Below are 20,092 nucleotides of genomic sequence, written 5' to 3' on the forward strand. Positions count from 1 at the left end.
GTCATGGCCACGGATCACCGATCCGGCCCTGAGGAGCGTGGTCGGGTGAGATGTACGTGCCATCATCAAGCATCGAGAGAGCCAGTTGAGTTCCGAGCCGATTCGGGCCGGAACCGGGACCAGGGAGGCCGTGTGTCGATGGATACCGGCCCCGAGACCCATCGGCTGCCCGAGGACCCGTTCGGTCCCGTGGGACTCCCCTCCTTCGCCGAGCTGACCCCGCTCCCGCCCGCCGACAGCATCGGCGAGGGCAACTTCCAGGAACGCGAACTGCGTCCCGAGGGCCGGCTCAGGTACTGGCAGATCCTTCCCATCGCCGCGCTCGCCATCCTCGGCTCGCTGATGTTCGCCTTCCCGCTGGCCTTCGAGTCGGGGGACGCCGGATCGCTGGTGGGAATGCTCGGCCTGCTGCTCACCGCCGCCTCGGCGGGCTGGGGCGCGGTTGCCGCCCGCCGGGCCGGCTACAACTGGCCGGGGCTGCCGCGGCAGGGATCGGGCCGCCGGACCGGCTGGCGCGCGCTGCTCGGCTACACCGCCTTCACCGCGCTGGTGCTGGCCCTCGGCGTGTGGCGGGTCTCGCACATCAGCGGCTGATCCCGCCCGGCCGCCGGATCCGCCCGCCCCTTACCATGGAGCGGTGAGCGAGATCTTGAAGGGCCTGCGTTTCCTGAAGGGCCACGGCACCGAGAACGACTTCGTGATCGTCCCCGATCCGGAGGGCGAGCTCGACCTCTCGTCCGCCCAGGTGGCACGGCTGTGCGACCGGCGGGCCGGGATCGGCGGCGACGGGATGCTGCGGGTGGTGCGCTCCGCCGTGCACCCGGAGGCCGCGCCGATGGCGGCCGAGGCCGAGTGGTTCATGGACTACCGCAACTCCGACGGCAGCATCGCCGAGATGTGCGGCAACGGGGTCCGGGTCTTCGCCCGCTACCTGGTGCTGGCCGGCCTGGCGAGCAGCGGCGAGCTGGCCGTCGCCACCCGGGCCGGGGTGCGCCGGGTGCGCATCGGGGCCGAGGGCCCGGACGGCCCCGGCCAGGTCACCGTGCAGATGGGCCGGGCCGAACTGCCGGGCCCCGACGGGATCCGGGTCACCGTGGACGAGCGGCAGTGGCCGGCCGTCCACGTCAGCATGGGCAACCCGCACGCCGTCGCCTTCGTGGACGACCTGGCGCACGCGGGGAGCCTGCTGGACGCGCCCGCCGTGGCGCCGGCCGCCGCGTACCCGACCGGGGTGAACGTGGAGTTCGTGGTGGACCGGGGGCCGCGGCACGTGGCGATGCGGGTGCACGAGCGCGGCTCCGGCGAGACCCGCTCCTGCGGCACCGGCGCCTGCGCGGTGATGATCGCCGCCGCCCGCAGGGACGGGGTGGATCCGGCGCTGACCGGGCGGCCGGAGACCTACACCGTGGACCTGCCGGGCGGCCGGCTGCTGATCACCGAGCTGGTGGACGGCACGGTCGAGATGACCGGCCCGGCGGTGATCCTCGCCGAGGGCGAGATCGACCCGCTGTGGCTGGCCGGTTAGCACCGGCTGGTCGCACCGGCCGGATGACACCGGCCCAAACTAGTAAGCCTTGCCATTCCCGACCCACTTCAAATCCCCCGAACGGGTGATCAAGGTGACGTTGGGAACACAACGCATCGCCCAGCGTGTTGCAATCGCTAGCATGGACCATCGGGGTGCTGTACCACTCCGGTGATCGCTGCCGGAGGTGCGCATGAACGTCAATGCCAGTGATCTCCCCGCCGTCCCCCTGGTGGGTCGCAAACCCGCGCCGCCACCGGGCGCCGTACCGGTCTCGGCCGGCGGCTCCCGGCGCGCCCGGGGCCGCTCCGGGCTGGGCCGGGCCGGCTTCGCCGCGCTGCTGGCCGGCGGCCGGCCGCAGTTCGCCGACGCCCTGGAGCCGGTGCTCGGCGCGCACCGCACCCACCACCCCCGGGCCGACCTCGCCCTGCTCGACCGGGCCTACCAGGTCGCCGAGGCCTCGCACCGGGGCCAGATGCGCAAGAGCGGCGAGCCGTACATCACCCATCCGCTCGCGGTCACCATGATCCTGGCGCAGCTCGGCGCGGAGACCACGACCCTGGTCGCCTCGCTGCTCCACGACACGGTCGAGGACACCGCGGTGACGCTGGATCAGGTCCGCGAGGGCTTCGGCCAGGAGGTCGCCTATCTGGTCGACGGGGTCACCAAACTGGAGAAGGTCGACTTCGGCGCCGCCGCCGAGGCGGAGACCTTCCGCAAGATGCTGCTCGCCACCGGCGAGGACGTCCGAGTCATGGTGATCAAGCTCGCCGACCGGCTGCACAACATGCGCACCATCCGGCACATGAAGCCGGCCAGCCAGATCCGGATCGCCAAGGTCACCAGGGACGTGCTGATCCCGCTGGCCGAGCGGCTGGGGATCCAGGTCGTCAAGACCGAGCTGGAGGACATCGTCTTCGCCACCCTCCGCCCGGAGGAGTACGCGGCGACCCGCGCCCTGCTCGGCACCAGGGAGGCCGCCCAGGAGGACGGCGAGGACCTGCTCGCGGACTTCGCCGTCGCGCTGCGCCGGCAGCTGCGCGAGGCCAGGATCCAGGCCGAGGTCACTGTCCGCCCCCGGCACTGCGTGTCGCTGCACCGCACCCGGCTGCGCCGCAACGAGCTCGGTCCGGCCGACTTCGGCCGGGTGCTGGTGGTGGTCGAGGAGAACGCCGACTGCTACGCGGTCCTCGGCGAGCTGCACACCTGCTGGTCGCCGCTGCCCGGCGAGTTCAAGGACTTCGTCGCCGCCCCCAAGTTCAACCTCTACCAGTCGCTGCACACCGCCGTCGCCACCGGCCCGGCCGAGGTGGTCGAGGTGCTGGTGCGCACCGCGCAGATGCACCGGGTCGCCGAGTTCGGCGTGGTCGCCCTGGACAGCCCGGCCGCCCGCGCCGACGACGGCGCCGCCAGGGACGAGCTGGACCGCACCGACCCGTCCCGTCCCGGCTGGCTCTCCCGGCTGCTGGAGTGGCAGCGGGAGACCCCGGACGCCGACTCCTTCTGGTCCGCGCTCACCGCCGACCTCTCCGGCGACGGCGAGCTCACCGTGGTCACCGAGGACGGCCGGACGCTGCAGCTGCCGATCGGCTCCAGCTGCGTGGACGCCGCGTACGCGCTCGGCGAGGACGTCGGGCACCGATGTATCGGGGTACGGCTCGGCGGCCGCTTGGCCGCGCTCTCCACCCCGCTGCAGGACGGGGACGTGATCGACGTGCTCACCGAGGCGGAGGAGCAGGGCGGCCCGGCCAGGGAGTGGCTGGAGCACGCCAGGACGGCCGCCGCCCGGATCGCCATCGAACGCTGGCTGGCGGAGCATCCGGCGGCCGAGCAGGCCGGCTCCGGGTCCGTGGAGGGGCTGCCGCAGCAGGCGGTCGAGCGGCCCTTCCCCGATCCGCCGGTGCTGCCGGCCGGGTCCGAGGCCGCCGCCCGCGAGCCGGTGGCCGTAGTCGCCGAGGGGATGCCGGGCGCGTCGGTCCGGCTGGCCCGCTGCTGCACCCCGGTCCCGCCGGACCCGCTGCTCGGCTTCGCGGTCAAGGGCGGCGTCGCCGTGCACCGCACCGGCTGTCCGACCGGGGTCGGCATGGCCGGCGGCGGACGGGCGCCGGTGGCCGTGTCCTGGGTCCAGGACGCGGCGCCGGTCGGCTACATGGTCACGGTCCAGGCCGACGCCCTGGGTCGGCCCCGGCTGCTGGCCGACCTCACCGCGGCGATGTCGGCGGTGGGGGTGGACATCGTCTCCGCCTCGGTCGAACCCCCGCAGGAGCTGCGGGTACGGCACCGCTACACGGTCGAGCTGCCCGAGCCGGGGCTGCTGCCCGACCTGATGAAGGCGATGCTCAGGGTGCCCGGGGTCTACGACGTCTACCGGGCGGTCCCGCAGACCGCCGAGCATCAGTCCGCTGAGCACCAGTCCGTTGAAAATGCGGATGACCATTCCGGAGAGGGCGTGGGACGATCGTGGGGAATCCGCAGCACCGCTGCGGCGTTCACTGATGGTGAGGCGGAAATCTCGCCTCCGTGAACCGATCCCCTTTCCTAAGGATGCAATGACCTCCACGTACGAAGCCCGCGAAGCCTCCGCAGAGCAGGACCCCACGCAGGACCGCGGCTCACGCCGTGCGGACGCACTGATGGACGAGGACCTCGCGGGATTCGACGAGGGACTCGGCGGCGGCTACCGCGCCAACGACTACGACGGCGACCAGTTCGACCGCGGTGACCGCGCCTCGCTGCGCCGGGTGTCCGGGCTCTCCACCGAGCTCCAGGACGTCACCGAGGTCGAGTACCGCCAGCTCCGCCTGGAGCGGGTGGTCCTGGTCGGCGTCTGGACCGACGGCACGGCCCTGGAGGCGGAGAACTCCCTCGCGGAGCTCGCCGCGCTCGCCGAGACCGCCGGCTCCCAGGTGCTCGACGGCGTGATCCAGCGCCGCGACCGGCCGGACCCGGCCACCTACATCGGCTCCGGCAAGGCCAGGGAGCTGCGTGACATCGTCGAGTCCACCGGTGCGGACACCGTGGTCTGCGACGGAGAGCTCAGCCCCGGCCAGCTGATCCACCTGGAGGACGTGGTCAAGGTCAAGGTGGTCGACCGCACCGCCCTGATCCTGGACATCTTCGCCCAGCACGCCAAGTCCCGGGAGGGCAAGGCCCAGGTCTCGCTGGCGCAGATGCAGTACATGCTGCCGCGCCTGCGCGGCTGGGGCGCCTCGCTGTCCCGGCAGATGGGTGGCGGCGGCGGCTCCTCGGCCGGCGGCGGTGGTGGTATGGCCACCCGCGGCCCCGGTGAGACCAAGATCGAGACGGACCGGCGACGGATCCGCGAGAGGATGGCGAAGCTCCGCAGGGAGATCGCCGACATGAAGAAGGGCCGCGACACCAAGCGGCAGGAGCGGCGGCGCCACCAGGTGCCGTCGGTGGCCATCGCCGGCTACACCAACGCCGGGAAGTCCTCGCTGCTGAACCGGCTCACCGGAGCCGGCGTGCTGGTCGAGAACTCCCTCTTCGCCACCCTGGACCCGACGGTCCGGCGCGCGGAGACCCCCGGCGGCCGGGTCTACACCCTGGCCGACACCGTCGGATTCGTCCGGCACCTGCCGCACCACCTGGTCGAGGCGTTCCGCTCCACCATGGAGGAGGTCGCCGACGCCGACCTGATCCTGCACGTGGTCGACGGAGCCCACCCCGAGCCGGAGGCGCAGCTCGCCGCCGTCCGCGAGGTGATCGTCGAGGTCGACGCGCAGAACGTGCGCGAGATCGTGGTGATCAACAAGGCGGACGCGGCCGACCCCGAGGTGCTGGCCCGGCTGCTGCGCCGGGAGCCGCACGCCATCGCGGTGTCGGCCCGCACCGGGCAGGGCATGGCGGAGCTGCTCCGCCTGATCGAGGAGGAGCTGCCGCATCCGGCGGTCGAGGTGAACGTGCTGGTCCCCTACACCAGGGGGGACCTGGTCTCCCGGGTGCACCAGGACGGCGAGCTGCTGTCCGAGGAGCACACCGGCGAGGGCACGCTGCTCAGGGCCCTGGTCCTGGCGGACCTCGCGGCCGAGCTGCAGCAGTACGCCCCGGCCGTGCAGGCCGGCTGAGCAAGGCCTGAGTATCGCCCGAAGGGCGGCTGTCCCCGCAGGTCAGGGGCAGCCGCCCTTCGGCTTGTGATTTTCTCGCCGGCTCTCTCGCTACCTCCGGGGGTGCGGTCTCGTTAGACCAAAGGGGCGTCACCCGTGGGGGTGCACATCCAGCCGCCGGTGCTGCCCGTTCGGGTGGTTCCCGGCGGCCCGATCCTGCCCCGGAGCAGCCAGGAGGAACCGAGGCCGTGCCGCTGACCGTCCTGCCATCCGCAGCCGAGGCTGCCGCCCGATCGGCGGTGGATCCGGCCGAGGCGATCCTCGGCCGACAGGCGGCCCGCGAGTCCGCTGCCCGCACCTACGCCCGCTCGCTGCCGATCGTCCCGGTGCGGGCCCACGGGATGACGGTGGAGGGCGCCGACGGCAGACGCTACCTGGACTGCCTCTCCGGGGCCGGCACGCTGGCGCTGGGCCACAACCACCCTGTGGTAATCCAGGCCCTGCGCGGGGTGCTGGACTCCGGGGCGCCGCTGCACATCCTGGACCTGGCCACCCGCTGAAGGACGAGTTCACCACCGAGCTGCTGGCCTCGCTTCCCGAGGAGTTCGCCAGGGACGCCAGGATCCAGTTCTGCGGCCCGGCCGGGACGGACGCGGTCGAGGCGGCGCTGAAGCTGGTCCGCACCGCCACCGGGCGCAGCGGGCTGCTGGCCTTCACCGGCGCCTACCACGGCATGACCGCCGGGGCGCTGGCCGTCGGCGGCGACGTGGACGCCAGGGCAGGCCTGGGCGGGACGGTGCAGCAGCCGGTGCGGCTGCCGTTCCCCTACGACTACCGCTGCCCGTTCGGCGTCGGCGGGCCGCAGGGCGCGCGGATCGCGGCGCACTGGACCGCCGCGCTGCTGGACGACCCCAAGGGCGGGGTGGAACCGGCCGCGGGGATGATCGTGGAGGCGGTCCAGGGCGAGGGCGGGGTGATCCCGGCCCCCGACGCGTGGCTGCGCGAGATGCGCCGGATCACCGGCGCCCACGGCATCCCGCTGATCGTGGACGAGGTGCAGACCGGGGTCGGCAGGACCGGGGCGTTCTGGGCCGTCGAGCACTCCGGGATCGTCCCCGACGTCATGGTGGTCTCCAAGGCGATCGGCGGCAGCCTGCCGCTGGCGGCCATCGTCTACCGCGCTGAGCTGGACGTCTGGGCGCCGGGCGCGCACGCCGGGACCTTCCGCGGCAACCAGCTGGCCATGGCCGCCGGGACCGCGACCCTGCGCTTCGTCCGCGAGGAGCGGCTGGCCGAGCGGGCCGCGCAGGTCGGTGAGCGGATGCTGACCCGACTGCGGGCGCTGGCCGGGGCGCTGCCCGCGATCGGGGACGTGCGCGGGCGCGGGCTGATGCTCGGCGTCGAACTCGTCGACCCGCACGCGGACGCGGATGCGCTCGGCGCGCGCCCGGCCGCGCCGGGGCTCGCGGCAGCGGTGCGGGCGGAGGCGCTGCGGCGCGGCCTGATCATCGAACTCGGCGGCCGCCACAGCAGCGTGCTCCGGCTGCTGCCGCCGCTCACCATCACCGACGACCAGGTGGACACGGTGCTCGACCGCCTCGCCGAAGCCGTCCACGCCGCCACGGCCCTGCCGGCCCCCCGCCCGGACCAGCCCCGATGACCGACGTTTCCGACTCAGGGGCGGGTGCCGCGCCGCCCTGGGGGCCGTTGCCGGCCGGAGCCGGGCTGGCGGGCGGGGTGGGCGGGGCGGACGCGCTGGAGCCGCTCCTGGCTGTGGTGCTGGCGGCGCTGCGGGACGGGGCCACCCGTCGGGGCGGCCCGCTGCCGGCCGGAGGGCCGACCGCCGTGGCCGAGGGCCTGGCCCCGCTGCTCGCACCGCACACGCTGCTGCCGGACGTCGGCGACCCGCACACCCTGCGGCAGCTCACCGAGGCCCTCGCCGCCACCGCGGCGGACCCCGCCGACCCGGCCTGCGCCGCCCATCTGCACGTTCCGCCACTGGCGGTGGCCGCCGCCGCCGACCTCGCCGCCTCCGCCCTCAACGCCTCGCTGGACTCCTGGGACCAGGCCCCCGGCAGCACCTCGGTGGAGCTCGCCGTGCTGCGCGTCCTGGCCGAGCTCGTCGGCTTCGAACGGCCCGAGGCCGCCGTGGGCGTCCTCACCAGCGGCGGCACCGAGTCCAATCTGATGGGGCTGCTGCTGGCCCGCGACTCCGTCACCACCCCGGACGGCAGCCCCGTGGCCCGGCCCACCGTGCACTGCTCGGCCGCCGCGCACTTCTCCATCGCCCGCGCCGCAGCGATCCTGGGCCTCGGCCAGGACGCCGTCGTCCCGGTCGACACCGCCCCGGACGGCAGGATGGATCCTCGACTGCTCGACTGGGCCATCGCCGACGCCCGCGCCGTCGGCCGCACCCCCGTCTGCGTCGTCGCCACCGCCGGCACCACCGACCTGGGGGCGATCGACCCGCTGGCCGCGGTGGCCGCCGTCGCCCGGCGCCATGGCGTCCGGCTGCACGTGGACGCCGCCTACGGGGGCGGCGCGCTGTTCTCGCGGCGGCTCGCACCGCTGCTGGACGGGCTGGGGGAGGCCGACACCATCGGCCTCGACCTGCACAAGCTCGGCTGGCAGCCGATCGCCGCCGGGGTCCTGCTGGCAGGTCACGCTGGGCTGCTGGCGCCGCTGGAGCAGCGCGTGGCCTATCTGAACCCGGAGGACGACGAGGACGCCGGATACACCTCGCTGCTCGGCCGTTCGCTGCGGACCACCCGCAGGGCCGACGCCTTCAAGATCGCGGTGACCCTGCGCACCCTGGGCCGGGACGGCCTCGGCGCGCTCGTCGACCGTTGCCACGACCTCGCCCACGAGGCCGCCGCACGCATCGCGGCCGCACCCGCGCTGGAGCTGACCGCCGCTCCGGTGCTCAGCACCGTGCTGTTCCGCTACCTCCCGGCGCGGGCCGACCCGGACCTGGTCAACGCCGCGCTGCGGCGACGGCTGCTCGCGGACGGGCTGGCTGTCGTCGGCCGGACCGCGCTCGGCGAGGGCCCCGGATCGGTGCGGCTCAAGCTGACCCTGCTCAACCCGCACACCACGACGGCGGACCTCGACCGGCTGCTCGGACTCGTCCTCACCGCAGGCGCCCAGGCAGAAGCAGAAGCAGAGGCCGCTGCGGAAGCCACAGCAGCCCAGGAAGACCAGGAGACCCACTCGTGACCTCTGCTGCCACCACCGGCGGACTCCCCGCGCAAGCCCAGGCGCTGGAACCCCACCCGCTGGAAGCCGACCCGCTGCTGCATCCGGACCCGGCCGTGGCCGCCGACTGCGCGGCCACCGAGAGCCTGCTCCGCTGCTGGGTGCGCGAGACCGGCGTCACCGAACCGGTCGGCGGCGTGCTCAGGGTGGCCCTCGGCGACGGGCTGCAGTTCAGCGTCCCGATCCGCTACTGGTCGCCCTGCGGCTGGCACCGCTTCGGCCGGGCCTCGCTGGTCGCGGGCACCACGGCAGGCGCCAGCACAGGCGCCGACAGTGGCACCGGCGTCGGGCACCCGGTGGACGCGGTGACCGTCGCCGCCCTGCTCGCCCGGGGTTCGGATCCGCTGCAGGCGGCCTCCCCGCGCCATGTCGCCGACCTGGCCGGGCGGGTGGTCGACTCGGTCCGCCGCACCGCGCGCTTCATCGCCGAGCACCGGGAGGCTCCCGCGCCACCCCCCGGTACCACCCCCTTCCTGGACACCGAGCAGTCGCTGCTGCTCGGCCACCCCTGCCACCCCACCCCCAAGAGCCGGGAGGGCCTCGGCGAGGCCGAGACCGCCGCCTACTCGCCCGAACTGCGCGGAGCCCATCCGCTGCACTGGTTCGCCGTCGACGCGGAGTTGGCCGCCACCGACTCGGCGCTGCCGCAGGACGCCGCCGCGATCACCGCCGCCCTGCGCGGCGACGACGGCCCGCCGCTGCCGCGCGGAACCATTGCGCTGCCCCTGCACCCCTGGCAAGCAAGGGAACTGACGCATCGTCCGGCGATTCGTCAACTCCTGGACCAGGGACGGCTGTACGACCTCGGCAGCAGCGGCGGCGACTGGTACCCCACCTCGTCCGTGCGCACCCTCTACCAGCCCGGCACCCCCTACATGCTGAAGCTCTCGCTCGGTCTGCGGATCACCAACTCCCGCCGGGAGAACCTCCGCAAGGAGCTGCACCGGGGAGTCGAGGTGCACCGGCTGCTGAACAGCGGGCTCGGCCGGGAGTGGCGGGCGGCGCACCCCGGCTTCGACATCGTCCGCGACCCGGCCTGGATCGGCGTCGACCTGCCCGGCAGCCACTCCGCCGCCGGCAGCCCCGCCAACGGCCTGGACACCGTCATCCGGCAGAACCCCTTCGGCCCCGGCGACCGCGCCCACTGCGTGGCCGGCCTGGTCGCCGAACGCCCGTCCAGCACGTCGGCCGGTGGCCCGGCCCGGTCCCGGCTCGGCGACCTGCTGCACACCCTCGCCGCCCGCACCGGCCGTCCCACCGCGACCGTCGCCACCGAGTGGTTCCTGCGCTACCTCGACGCCGTGGTGCTCCCGCTGCTCTGGCTGGACGGGCAGGCCGGCATCGCGCTGGAGGCGCACCAGCAGAACAGCCTGGTGCTGCTGGACGCCCAGGGCTGGCCCTGCGGCGGGCGCTACCGGGACAACCAGGGCTACTACTTCCGCGACTCCCGGGCCGCCGCGCTGGACGCCAGGCTCCGCGGCATCGGCCAGGACAGCGACACCTTCGTCCCGGACGCCGTCGCCGACGAACGCTTCGCCTACTACCTGGGCATCAACCACCTGCTCGGCCTGGTCGGCGCCTTCGGCTCGCAACGGCTGGCCGACGAACGGGTCCTGCTCGCCGCCCTGCGCCGCTTCCTGGCCGGGCCCGCGGCATCGGCCACCGGCTCCACCCTGCCCGCACTACTGCTGGACGCCGACACCCTGCGCTGCAAGGCCAATCTGCTCACCCGGCTGCACGGTCTGGACGAGCTGGTCGGCCCGGTCGAGACCCAGTCGGTGTATGTCACCATCGGCAACCCGGTCGCCGCCGCGCCGACCTCGGCGCCAGGGCTGCTCCCGCAGGCCGCCGGAGCCGGCCGATGAGCGGCCCCCCGGCCCGCCCGACCGGCACCCACCCCGGCCCCCACCCGGACCCGCATGCCGGGACCGTCTCCGGGGCTGTCCCGCCGCAGCATCCGGGCCCGCCGCCGAAACCCCGGGATCCGCGCCGCCCGGCCGCCGCCGACCTGCTGGACGGGGTGGTCCGCTGGGGCGCGACCGACACCGCCGTGGGCCAGTTCCGGTTCCAGCCGGTCCGGCTGCCGCGCGACCTCCCGCTGATCGCCGGCTGGATGAACGACCCGGTGGTCGCGGCCTTCTGGGAACTCGCCGGACCCACCGAACTGACCGAGCACCACATCAGGGAGCAGTTGGACGGCGACGGCCGCAGCGTGCCCTGCCTCGGTCTGCTCGACGGGATTCCGATGAGCTACTGGGAGGTCTACCGGGCCGACCTCGACCCGCTCGCCCGGCACTACCCGGCGCTGCCCCACGACACCGGCGTCCATCTGCTGCTCGGGCCGCCCGAGTGCCGTGGCCGGGGCATCGGCCCGCTGCTGCTGCGGGCCGTCGCCGAGCGGGCGCTGACGGAGCGTCATGCCGCCCGTCGGATCGTGGCCGAACCGGACGTCAGAAACATCCCCTCGGTCCGGGCCTTCCGCAGAGCCGGCTTCCAGCATGCCCAGGACCTCGCCCTCCCGGCCAAGCACGCCGCGCTGATGGTCTACGACCGCCACTGAGACCGGTCTTTGAGCCCGGCCCTTCGCCAGCACTGCCCGCAACCTCCCTCTCCCTCTTCCTCACGACAAAGGCAAACCGCAGCCGTGGACCTCACCGCCGAACTCCCGCCCGCCACGCCCTACGACCTGGTCGGCATCGGCCTCGGCCCGTTCAACCTCTCGCTCGCGGCGCTGGCCGACGCCGTTCCCGAACTGCACTCGCTGTTCCTGGACGCCAAGCCGGAGTTCAGCTGGCATCCCGGGCTCATGGTCGACGGCGCGACCATGCAGGTCCCGCACCTGGCCGACCTGGTCTCCCTGGTCGACCCCACCAGCCCCTGGTCCTTCCTCGCCTATCTGCGCGAGCACGACCGGCTCTTCCCGTTCTACTTCTCCGAGCAGTCGCACCTGACCCGCCGCGAGTACGAGCACTACTGTCGTTGGGCCGCCGAACGGCTGCCCAACTGCCGCTTCGCCAGCCCGGTCCGGGCCATCGGCTGGGACGCGGCGGCGAAACTGTTCCGGGTGGTCCTGCCGGACGGCCGAACCGTCCCGGCCCGCAACCTGGTGCTGGGCGTCGGCACCGCGCCGGTCATCCCCGAGGCCTTCGGCGAACTGCACCTGGCCGGTGCGGTGCACCATGCCGAGGACTATCTGACTATCCGTCACACCCTGTCCGGGGCCGAGGACATCACGGTGGTGGGCTCGGGGCAGTCGGGCGCCGAGATCTTCCTCGACCTGCTCCGCCGCCGGGGCGACGCCGCCGGCCCGCACCTGCGCTGGCTCACCCGGACCCGGGCACTCGCCCCGATGGAGTACTCCAAGCTGGGCCTGGAGCACTTCACCCCGGACTACACCCGGTACTTCCACGGGCTGCCTGAGCAGGTCAGGGACCGACTGGTGCCCGCGCAGTGGCAGCTCTACAAGGCCGCCAGCGCCGACACCCTGGGCGCGATCCACGCCGCCCTCTACGACCGCACCCTCGGCGGCGCGGCGGCGGACGCCGAGATCCTCCCCGGCACCGAGGTGCTCTCGGCCCGGCGCGGGCCCTGCGGCGGCCTTGAGCTGTCCTGCCGGCACCGCGAGTCCGGCGCCGGGCACACCGTGCGCACCGACGCGGCCGTCCTCGCCACCGGGCACGCCGCCAACCGGCCCGCCCTGCTGGAACCCTTCGCCGACCTGGTCGACTGGGACGACCAGGGCCGCTACCGGGTGGACCTGGACCACCGGGTCGGCCTGCGGCCCGACATCACCGGCGGCCTCTATGTGCAGAACGCGGAGCTGCACACCCATGGCGTCGGCACCCCCGACCTCGGCCTCGGCGCGTACCGGGCCGCCACCATCCTCAACGCCGTGGCCGGACGCACCGTGCACCGACTCCCGACCCGCACCGCCTGGACCACCTTCGGCGCACCCGCGTCGGTGCCCGCACCCAGGGATCTGACGACCATCGCCAACCTCTCCTAGAGGGCCAGCCACCATGTGACGGACACTCTCCATGCCGCTTGTCGGTGCCGACCTCTAGGCTGGGCGCGCCATGACTGAACTTCCCACGCCCGGCGAGGGCGCCACCGAGACCACCCCGTCCACCCCGGCGCCGACCGCAGCGTCTCCCGCCCGGATCGGGGAGCTGCTGCATGCCGCCGTCGCCGCGGTCGGGGGTGTGGAGCGGCCCGGGCAGGTCGCCATGGCCGAGGCCGTGGCCGCCGCCGTCGAGCACGGCGAGCACCTGCTGGTCCAGGCCGGCACCGGCACCGGCAAGTCCCTCGCCTACCTGGTGCCCGCCCTCGCCCACGGCGAACGGGTGGTCGTGGCCACCGCCACCCTCGCCCTGCAGCGGCAGCTGGTGGAACGCGACCTGCCGCGCACCGTGGACGCGCTGCAGCCGCTGCTGCGCCGCCGCCCGCAGTTCGCGATGCTCAAGGGCCGCGGCAACTACCTCTGCCTGCACCGGGTGCACGAGGGCGCGCCCAGCGACGAGGGCGAGGGCCTGTTCGACCCGGCGGAGGTGCTCGGCGGCCCCAGCAGCAAGCTCGGCAAGGACATCGTCCGGCTCCGCGACTGGGCCGACGAGACCGAGACCGGCGACCGCGACGACATGTCACCCGGCGTCTCCGACCGGGCCTGGGCCCAGATGTCGGTCAGCTCCCGGGAGTGTCTGGGCGCGACCCGCTGCCCCTACGGCGGCGAGTGCTTTGCCGAGGCCGCCCGGGAGCGGGCCAAGCTCGCCGACGTGGTGGTCACCAACCACGCGCTGCTGGCCATCGACGCCCTGGAGAGCGCGCCGGTGCTGCCCGAGCACGAGCTGCTGATCGTGGACGAGGCGCATGAGCTGGTGTCGCGGATCACCGGCATCGCCACCGCCGAGCTGACCACCGGCGCGGTCAACCGCGCGGTGAAGCGCTCGGCCAAGCTGGCCAATGAGAAGGCGGTGGACGCGCTGCAGGCCGCCGCCGAGAACTTCCACGGCCTGATGGAGATCGCCCAGCCGGGCCGGGTGGAGGAACTGCCGGAGAACATCGCCTATGCGGTGGCCGCGATCCGCGACGCCTGCCGCGCGGTGATCACCTCCATCGGCGAGGTGCGGGACAAGTCGCTCAGCGACGAGGACGCGGTCCGCAAGCAGGCGCTGGCGTCGGTGGAGACCATCCACGACACCACCGACCGGATGCTGGAGGGCTCCGAGTACGACGTGCTCTGGATCGAGAACAACGACCGCTTCGGCGCCGGCACCTCGTCCCTGCGGGTGGCCCCGCTGAGCGTCTCCGGACTACTCCGGGAGAACCTCTACAAGGAGCGCTCGGTCGTCCTCACCTCGGCCACGCTGCAGCTCGGCGGCGACTTCAACGGGGTCGGCCTCTCGCTGGGCCTCGGCCCGGAGGGGCGGCTGACCGAGGAGCGCACCGCCACGTATCCCACGGCCAAGGGGGCAGGACGCGACGACGTGGGGGAGCCGCTGGCGCAGGCCACGCCCAACTGGCGCGGCATGGACGTCGGCTCGCCGTTCGACTACCCCCGGCAGGGCATCCTCTATGTCGCCAGGCACCTGCCGCCGCCCGGCCGGGAGCCCGACCGTCCGGCGATGCTCGACGAACTGGCCGAGCTGATCGAGGCCGCCGGCGGGCGCACGCTTGGTCTGTTCTCCTCGATGCGGGCCGCCCAGACGGCAGCCGAGGCGCTGCGCGAGCGGGTGCCGGGGGAGATCCTGCTGCAGGGCGAGGACACCCTGGGCGAGCTGATCCGGAACTTCTCCGCCTCCACCGAGAGCTGCCTGTTCGGGACGCTGTCGCTGTGGCAGGGGGTGGACGTGCCGGGCTCGGCCTGCCAGCTGGTGGTGATGGACCGGATCCCGTTCCCCCGGCCCGACGACCCGCTGATGAGCGCCCGGCAGAAGGCGGTGGAGGAGCACGGCGGCAACGGCTTCATGGCGGTGGCCGCCACCCATGCCGCGCTGCTGATGGCCCAGGGCGCGGGCCGGCTGATCCGCGCGGCCGAGGACCGCGGGGTGGTCGCGGTGCTCGATCCGCGGCTGGCCACGGCCCGCTACGGCAGCTTCTTCCGCTCCTCGATGCCGGACTTCTGGTACACCACCGACCGCAACCAGGTCCGCCGCTCGCTGGCCGCCATCAACGCGGCCGCCGTCCCCCCGCACCCGGTCCGGGCCCGCTGACTGGCTGCGGCCGCTGACAAGGCCGTGGCCGCCGTCCCGGCTTCGGGGCGGCGGCCAACGGTCATGGTGCGGTGTGCGTCGGGGCGGTTACTACAGCCGCCGCAGCACCGCCACGACCTTGCCCAGGATCGTCGCGCTGTCGCCGGGGATCGGCTCGTACGCGGCGTTGTGCGGCATCAGCCAGATGTGTCCGTCGTCGCGCTTGAGCCGCTTGACCGTGGCCTCGCCGTCGATCATGGCCGCGACGATGTCGCCGTTCTCAGCCACCGGCTGCCGGCGCACGGTGACCCAGTCGCCGTCCATGATGGCGGCCTCGATCATCGAGTCGCCGCTGACTTTGAGCACGAACAGCTCGCCGTCGCCGACCAGCTGGCGCGGCAGCGGGAAGACGTCCTCCACCGACTGTTCGGCCAGGATCGGCCCACCGGCCGCGATACGCCCGATCAGCGGGACGTACGAGGTCGCCGGGCGGCCCGCGGTGCTCTCCGGGACCGGGCGGACCACGTCCATTCCGCGTACCTCGTAGGCGCGCGGACGGTGCGGGTCGCGGCGGAGGAATCCCTTGCGTTCCAGCGCCATCAGCTGATGGGCCACCGAGGAGGTGCTGGAAAGGCCGACCGACTGGCCGATCTCGCGCATGCTCGGCGGATATCCGCGCCGCTGCACGGAATCCCTGATGACCTCGATGACCCGGCGCTGCCGCTCGGTCAGGCCGGCCTCGTCGGTGCGGATCCCCGGGGGGCGGCCCGGAGCGGAGCGGTGCGGGGTGTCGCCGGCGGCATTCTCGACGTCGGCGGCGGCGTTCTGCGGAGCGTCCAAGGAGTGTCCCGAGGAGTGCGGAGCGGAGGACCCCGAGGCCTGGCTCGGAACGAGTCCCGATGCGGCGTTCCCGAGGTCTTCCTGGCGACGTTGCTGACTGCTGTGCGGCGTGCTGACAGTGCTACTTTCTGCGGTGGTCACGGGGGCCCCTCTCAACGGACGATCTCCCTTGAATAGGCCAACGGTATGACCGATCGAAAGGTTGCGCCAAACACACGTTCGAGTGAATTATTCGCCGAACGCCTGCCGCGATCAAGCTTTGCGGTGTAAGCGGCGGATATGGATACGATCGTTTGTTCGACCAGCAGGATCTCATGAAACCACTCCGGCGTGCCCGCCGATGCTCTTTTCCCGGCATCCGGAGCCCGGTCCGGCCATCCGGGTGAGACCTCCGCGGGTGCCTCGGCGCTGACCTGCGGTGATCGCGGGGCGTGAGTTCGGGACTACGACACGCGGTGGACAGAGGCTTGCTCTGCACCCCAGATCTAGTGGTTGAATGGGTCCTCGAAGCCCACAGGTTGTGTTCATCGCCGGTTCCCGGCGTGGAAACGATCACGGTGCTTGACCTAGGATGCTGCTCTGCGACCATCGCCGCGGGTCGCCCGACAGAAGGGAAACGGACATATGCACTGCCCCTTCTGCAGGCACCCCGACAGCCGGGTCGTGGACTCCCGCACCACCGACGACGGCACCTCGATCCGCCGCCGCCGGCAGTGTCCGGACTGCAACCGCCGCTTCACCACGGTGGAGACCGCCGCTCTCATGGTGGTCAAGCGCAGCGGGGTCACCGAGCCGTTCAGTCGCGACAAGGTGATCAGCGGGGTCCGCAAGGCATGCCAGGGCCGACCGGTCGGCGAGGACGCCCTCGCCGTGCTCGGCCAGCGGGTCGAGGAGTGCGTGCGGGCCACCGGTGCCGCCGAGCTCTCCACCCATGACGTGGGCCTGGCCATACTCGGCCCGCTGAAGGATCTGGACGTGGTGGCCTACCTGAGGTTCGCCTCGGTCTACCGCGCCTACGAATCGCTCGAGGATTTCGAGGACGCCATCGCGCAGCTCCGCGTGGACCGTCCTCCAGCGGCGGAGGGCGTCGACGTGCCTGCCCCTGCCCCCGCGTCGCCCTGATCGGGACGCCACAACTTTTTCATCGGCTTTTTTCACCAGCTTCACGACAACGCAGGCCGGACGTTCCCCGGACGCTCCGCCCTGCGCTGAATCGAATCGCGACACGAAGGACGACCCCGGAAGCAGCGGGGCGCCCAGGGCGTTATGCCCAGGAGGAGGCGGCAATGACGGACACCACCAGCGGTACTCGCGCAGCCAAGGGCGGTGCGGCCAAGGGCGGCAAGCCCACCGGTTCAAAGGCGGGCGCGGGCCTTCGTGTCGAGCGCATCTACACCACCCCGGGCGTGCACCCCTACGACGAGGTCAGCTGGGAGCGCCGCGACGTCGTCATGACCAACTGGCGCGACGGCTCGGTCAACTTCGAGCAGCGCGGCGTGGAGTTCCCCGACTTCTGGTCGATCAACTCCACCAACATCGTCACCAGCAAGTACTTCCGCGGCGCACTGGGCACCCCGCAGCGCGAGTGGAGCCTGAAGCAGATCATCGACCGGGTCGTCCTCACCTACCGGGCCGCCGGTGAGAAGAACGGTTACTTCGCCTCCTCGGCCGACGCCGAGATCTTCGAGCACGAGCTGACCCACGCCCTCCTCCATCAGGTGTTCAGCTTCAACTCCCCGGTCTGGTTCAACGTCGGCACCACCCAGCCGCAGCAGGTCAGCGCCTGTTTCATCCTGGCCGTGGACGACTCCATGGACTCGATCCTGGACTGGTACAAGGAAGAGGGGATGATCTTCAAGGGCGGCTCCGGCGCCGGCCTGAACCTCTCCCGGATCCGCTCCTCCAAGGAACTGCTCTCCTCCGGCGGCAACGCCTCGGGCCCGGTCTCCTTCATGCGCGGCGCGGACGCCTCCGCCGGCACCATCAAGTCCGGCGGCGCCACCCGCCGCGCGGCCAAGATGGTCGTCCTGGACGTGGACCACCCCGATGTCGAGGCCTTCATCGAGACCAAGGTCAAGGAGGAGGAGAAGATCCGCGCCCTCCGCGACGCGGGCTTCGACATGGACCTGGGCGGGGACGACATCACCTCGGTCCAGTACCAGAACGCCAACAACTCGGTCCGGGTGAACGACGAGTTCATGCAAGCCGTGGAGAACGGCACCGAGTTCGGGCTGCGCTCCCGGCTGAGCGGCGAGGTCATCGAGACCGTCGACGCCAAGAGCCTGTTCCACAAGATGGCCGAGGCCGCCTGGGCCTGCGCCGACCCGGGCATCCAGTACGACACGATCATCAACCAGTGGCACACCTGCCCGGAGTCCGGCCGCATCAACGCGTCCAACCCCTGCTCCGAGTACATGCACCTGGACAACTCCAGCTGCAACCTGGCTTCGCTGAACCTGATGAAGTTCCTCCGCGACGACGACACCTTCGACGCGGTGACCTTCGCCAAGGTGGTCGAGCTGGTCATCACCGCGATGGACATCTCCATCTGCTTCGCCGACTTCCCGACCACGAAGATCGGCGACACCACCCGCGCCTACCGCCAGCTGGGCATCGGCTACGCCAACCTCGGCGCCCTGCTGATGGCGACCGGACACGCGTACGACTCCGACGGCGGCCGGGCCCTGGCCGGGGCGATCAGCTCGCTGATGACCGGCACCGCCTACAAGCGCGGCGCCGAGCTGGCCGGGATCGTCGGCCCGTACGACGGCTACGCCCGCAACGCCGAGCCGCACCAGCGGGTGATGCGCCAGCACGCCGACGCCAACGCCGCGGCCGTGCACGGCGACGACCTGGACAACCCGATCTGGGCCGCCGCGACCGAGACCTGGCAGGACGTCCTCCGGCTCGGCGCGAAGAACGGTTTCCGCAACGCCCAGGCCAGCGTGCTGGCCCCGACCGGGACCATCGGCCTGATGATGGACTGCGACACCACCGGCGTCGAGCCCGACCTCTCGCTGGTCAAGTTCAAGAAGCTGGTCGGCGGCGGTTCCATGCAGATCGTCAACGGCACCGTGCCGCGCGCGCTGCGGCGGATGGGCTACCAGGAGGAGCAGGTCGAGGCGATCGTCGCGCACATCGCCGAGCGCGGGAACATCGTCGACGCCCCCGGCTTCAAGCAGGAGCACTACACGGTGTTCGACTGCGCGATGGGCGAGCGGCCGATCTCGGCGCTGGGCCACGTCCGGATGATGGCGGCGATCCAGCCCTTCATCAGCGGCGCGATCAGCAAGACCGTGAACATGCCGGAGAGCAGCACGGTCGAGGACGTCCAGGAGATCTACCTCCAGGGCTGGAAGCTCGGCACCAAGGCGCTCGCGGTCTATGTCGAGGGCAGCAAGGTCGGCCAGCCGCTCTCGGTGAAGAAGAACGACGCCAAGGCGACCGAGTCGGCTCCGGCCGCCGCAGCCGCGGTCGAGAAGAAGGTCGTCGAGTACCGCCCGGTCCGCAAGCGCCTCCCCAAGGGCCGCCCGGGCATCACCACCTCCTTCACGGTGGGTGGCGCCGAGGGCTACATGACGGCGAACTCCTACCCGGACGACGGCCTCGGCGAGGTCTTCCTGAAGATGTCCAAGCAGGGCTCGACCCTCGCGGGCATGATGGACGCCTTCTCCATCGCCGTCTCGGTGGGCATGCAGTACGGCGTGCCGCTGGAGACCTACGTCTCCAAGTTCACCAACATGCGCTTCGAGCCGGCCGGACTGACCGACGACCCGGACGTGCGGATGGCGCAGTCGATCGTCGACTACATCTTCCGCCGCCTGGCGTTGGACTTCCTGCCCTTCGAGACCCGCTCCGCGCTGGGCATCCACTCGGTCGACGAGCGCCAGCGCCACTTGGAGACCGGCTCCTACGAGCCCAGCGACGACGAGGAGCTGGACGTCGAGGGCCTGTCCCAGTCGGCGCCGCTGACCGCTGCCAAGCCCAAGGCCGTGCCCCCGGCCCTGGTCCAGCCGCTGCCCAGCCCGGTGGTCCACAACTCCACCGAGCTGCTGGAGCTCCAGCAGGGCATCAACTCCGACGCCCCGCTCTGCTTCTCCTGCGGCACCAAGATGCGCCGCGCCGGCAGCTGCTACCTCTGCGAGGGCTGCGGCTCCACCAGCGGCTGCAGCTGACCCAGCCCGCCGGTGAAGGGGGATCCGGGAACCTGCCGGATCCCC

At 72.5% G+C, this 20,092-nt stretch carries 12 protein-coding genes and 1 pseudogene; 12 read left to right on the top strand and 1 reads right to left on the bottom strand.

Going from position 1 to position 20,092, the window contains the following annotated elements:
* Positions 1-138 precede the first annotated feature (138 nt).
* From ACXKR8_RS34525 to ACXKR8_RS34570, 10 genes and pseudogenes are all read left to right on the top strand, one after another.
* Positions 139-594, top strand: a complete 456-nt coding sequence (locus tag ACXKR8_RS34525) for a hypothetical protein (RefSeq protein ID WP_458275162.1) — start codon at positions 139-141, stop codon at positions 592-594.
* Between the two features lie 43 nt (positions 595-637).
* Entirely contained in the window at positions 638-1,525 is an 888-nt protein-coding gene (dapF, locus tag ACXKR8_RS34530) for a diaminopimelate epimerase (RefSeq protein ID WP_458268481.1), read from the top strand.
* Between the two features lie 193 nt (positions 1,526-1,718).
* On the top strand, positions 1,719-4,049 hold the full coding sequence (locus ACXKR8_RS34535; RefSeq protein ID WP_458268482.1) for a RelA/SpoT family protein: 2,331 nt from the start codon (positions 1,719-1,721) through the stop codon (positions 4,047-4,049).
* A 25-nt stretch (positions 4,050-4,074) separates the two neighbouring features.
* Positions 4,075-5,610 (top strand): GTPase HflX, encoded by a 1,536-nt coding sequence (hflX, locus tag ACXKR8_RS34540; RefSeq protein WP_458268483.1) that lies wholly within the window; start codon positions 4,075-4,077, stop codon positions 5,608-5,610.
* A 233-nt stretch (positions 5,611-5,843) separates the two neighbouring features.
* A pseudogene (locus tag ACXKR8_RS34545) lies at positions 5,844-7,249 on the top strand (diaminobutyrate--2-oxoglutarate transaminase).
* Positions 7,246-8,805, top strand: coding sequence for a pyridoxal phosphate-dependent decarboxylase family protein (locus ACXKR8_RS34550; RefSeq protein WP_458268484.1), 1,560 nt, complete (start codon positions 7,246-7,248; stop codon positions 8,803-8,805). The pseudogene ACXKR8_RS34545 and the gene ACXKR8_RS34550 overlap by 4 nt, the downstream one beginning before the upstream one ends.
* The gene (locus tag ACXKR8_RS34555; RefSeq protein ID WP_458268485.1) at positions 8,802-10,709 is read left to right on the top strand and encodes an IucA/IucC family protein; all 1,908 of its coding nucleotides are present in this window, start codon (positions 8,802-8,804) and stop codon (positions 10,707-10,709) included. The genes ACXKR8_RS34550 and ACXKR8_RS34555 overlap by 4 nt, the downstream gene beginning before the upstream one ends.
* Entirely contained in the window at positions 10,706-11,404 is a 699-nt protein-coding gene (locus ACXKR8_RS34560) for a GNAT family N-acetyltransferase (protein ID WP_458268486.1), read from the top strand. Before ACXKR8_RS34555 ends, ACXKR8_RS34560 begins: the two co-directional genes overlap by 4 nt.
* An 84-nt stretch (positions 11,405-11,488) precedes the next feature.
* The gene (locus tag ACXKR8_RS34565; RefSeq protein WP_458268487.1) at positions 11,489-12,850 is read left to right on the top strand and encodes a lysine N(6)-hydroxylase/L-ornithine N(5)-oxygenase family protein; all 1,362 of its coding nucleotides are present in this window, start codon (positions 11,489-11,491) and stop codon (positions 12,848-12,850) included.
* A 70-nt stretch (positions 12,851-12,920) separates the two neighbouring features.
* A complete protein-coding gene (locus ACXKR8_RS34570) occupies positions 12,921-15,053 on the top strand; it encodes an ATP-dependent DNA helicase (protein WP_458268488.1) in 2,133 nt (710 codons plus the stop codon).
* 90 nt (positions 15,054-15,143) lie between these two features.
* Here the strand turns inward: ACXKR8_RS34570 and lexA are convergent, their stop codons facing one another.
* Positions 15,144-16,013 (bottom strand): transcriptional repressor LexA, encoded by an 870-nt coding sequence (gene lexA / locus ACXKR8_RS34575; RefSeq protein ID WP_458268489.1) that lies wholly within the window; start codon positions 16,011-16,013, stop codon positions 15,144-15,146.
* 483 nt (positions 16,014-16,496) lie between these two features.
* Between lexA and nrdR the strand changes: the two genes are divergently transcribed.
* Together nrdR and ACXKR8_RS34585 are read left to right on the top strand one after the other, a co-directional pair.
* Positions 16,497-16,994: a transcriptional regulator NrdR gene (gene nrdR / locus ACXKR8_RS34580; protein ID WP_458268490.1), complete on the top strand. Its 498-nt coding sequence runs from the start codon at positions 16,497-16,499 to the stop codon at positions 16,992-16,994.
* A 164-nt stretch (positions 16,995-17,158) separates the two neighbouring features.
* A complete protein-coding gene (locus ACXKR8_RS34585; protein ID WP_458268491.1) occupies positions 17,159-20,047 on the top strand; it encodes a vitamin B12-dependent ribonucleotide reductase in 2,889 nt (962 codons plus the stop codon).
* Positions 20,048-20,092: the final 45 nt, after the last annotated feature.

The organism is Streptacidiphilus sp. PAMC 29251 (assembly GCF_054208735.2).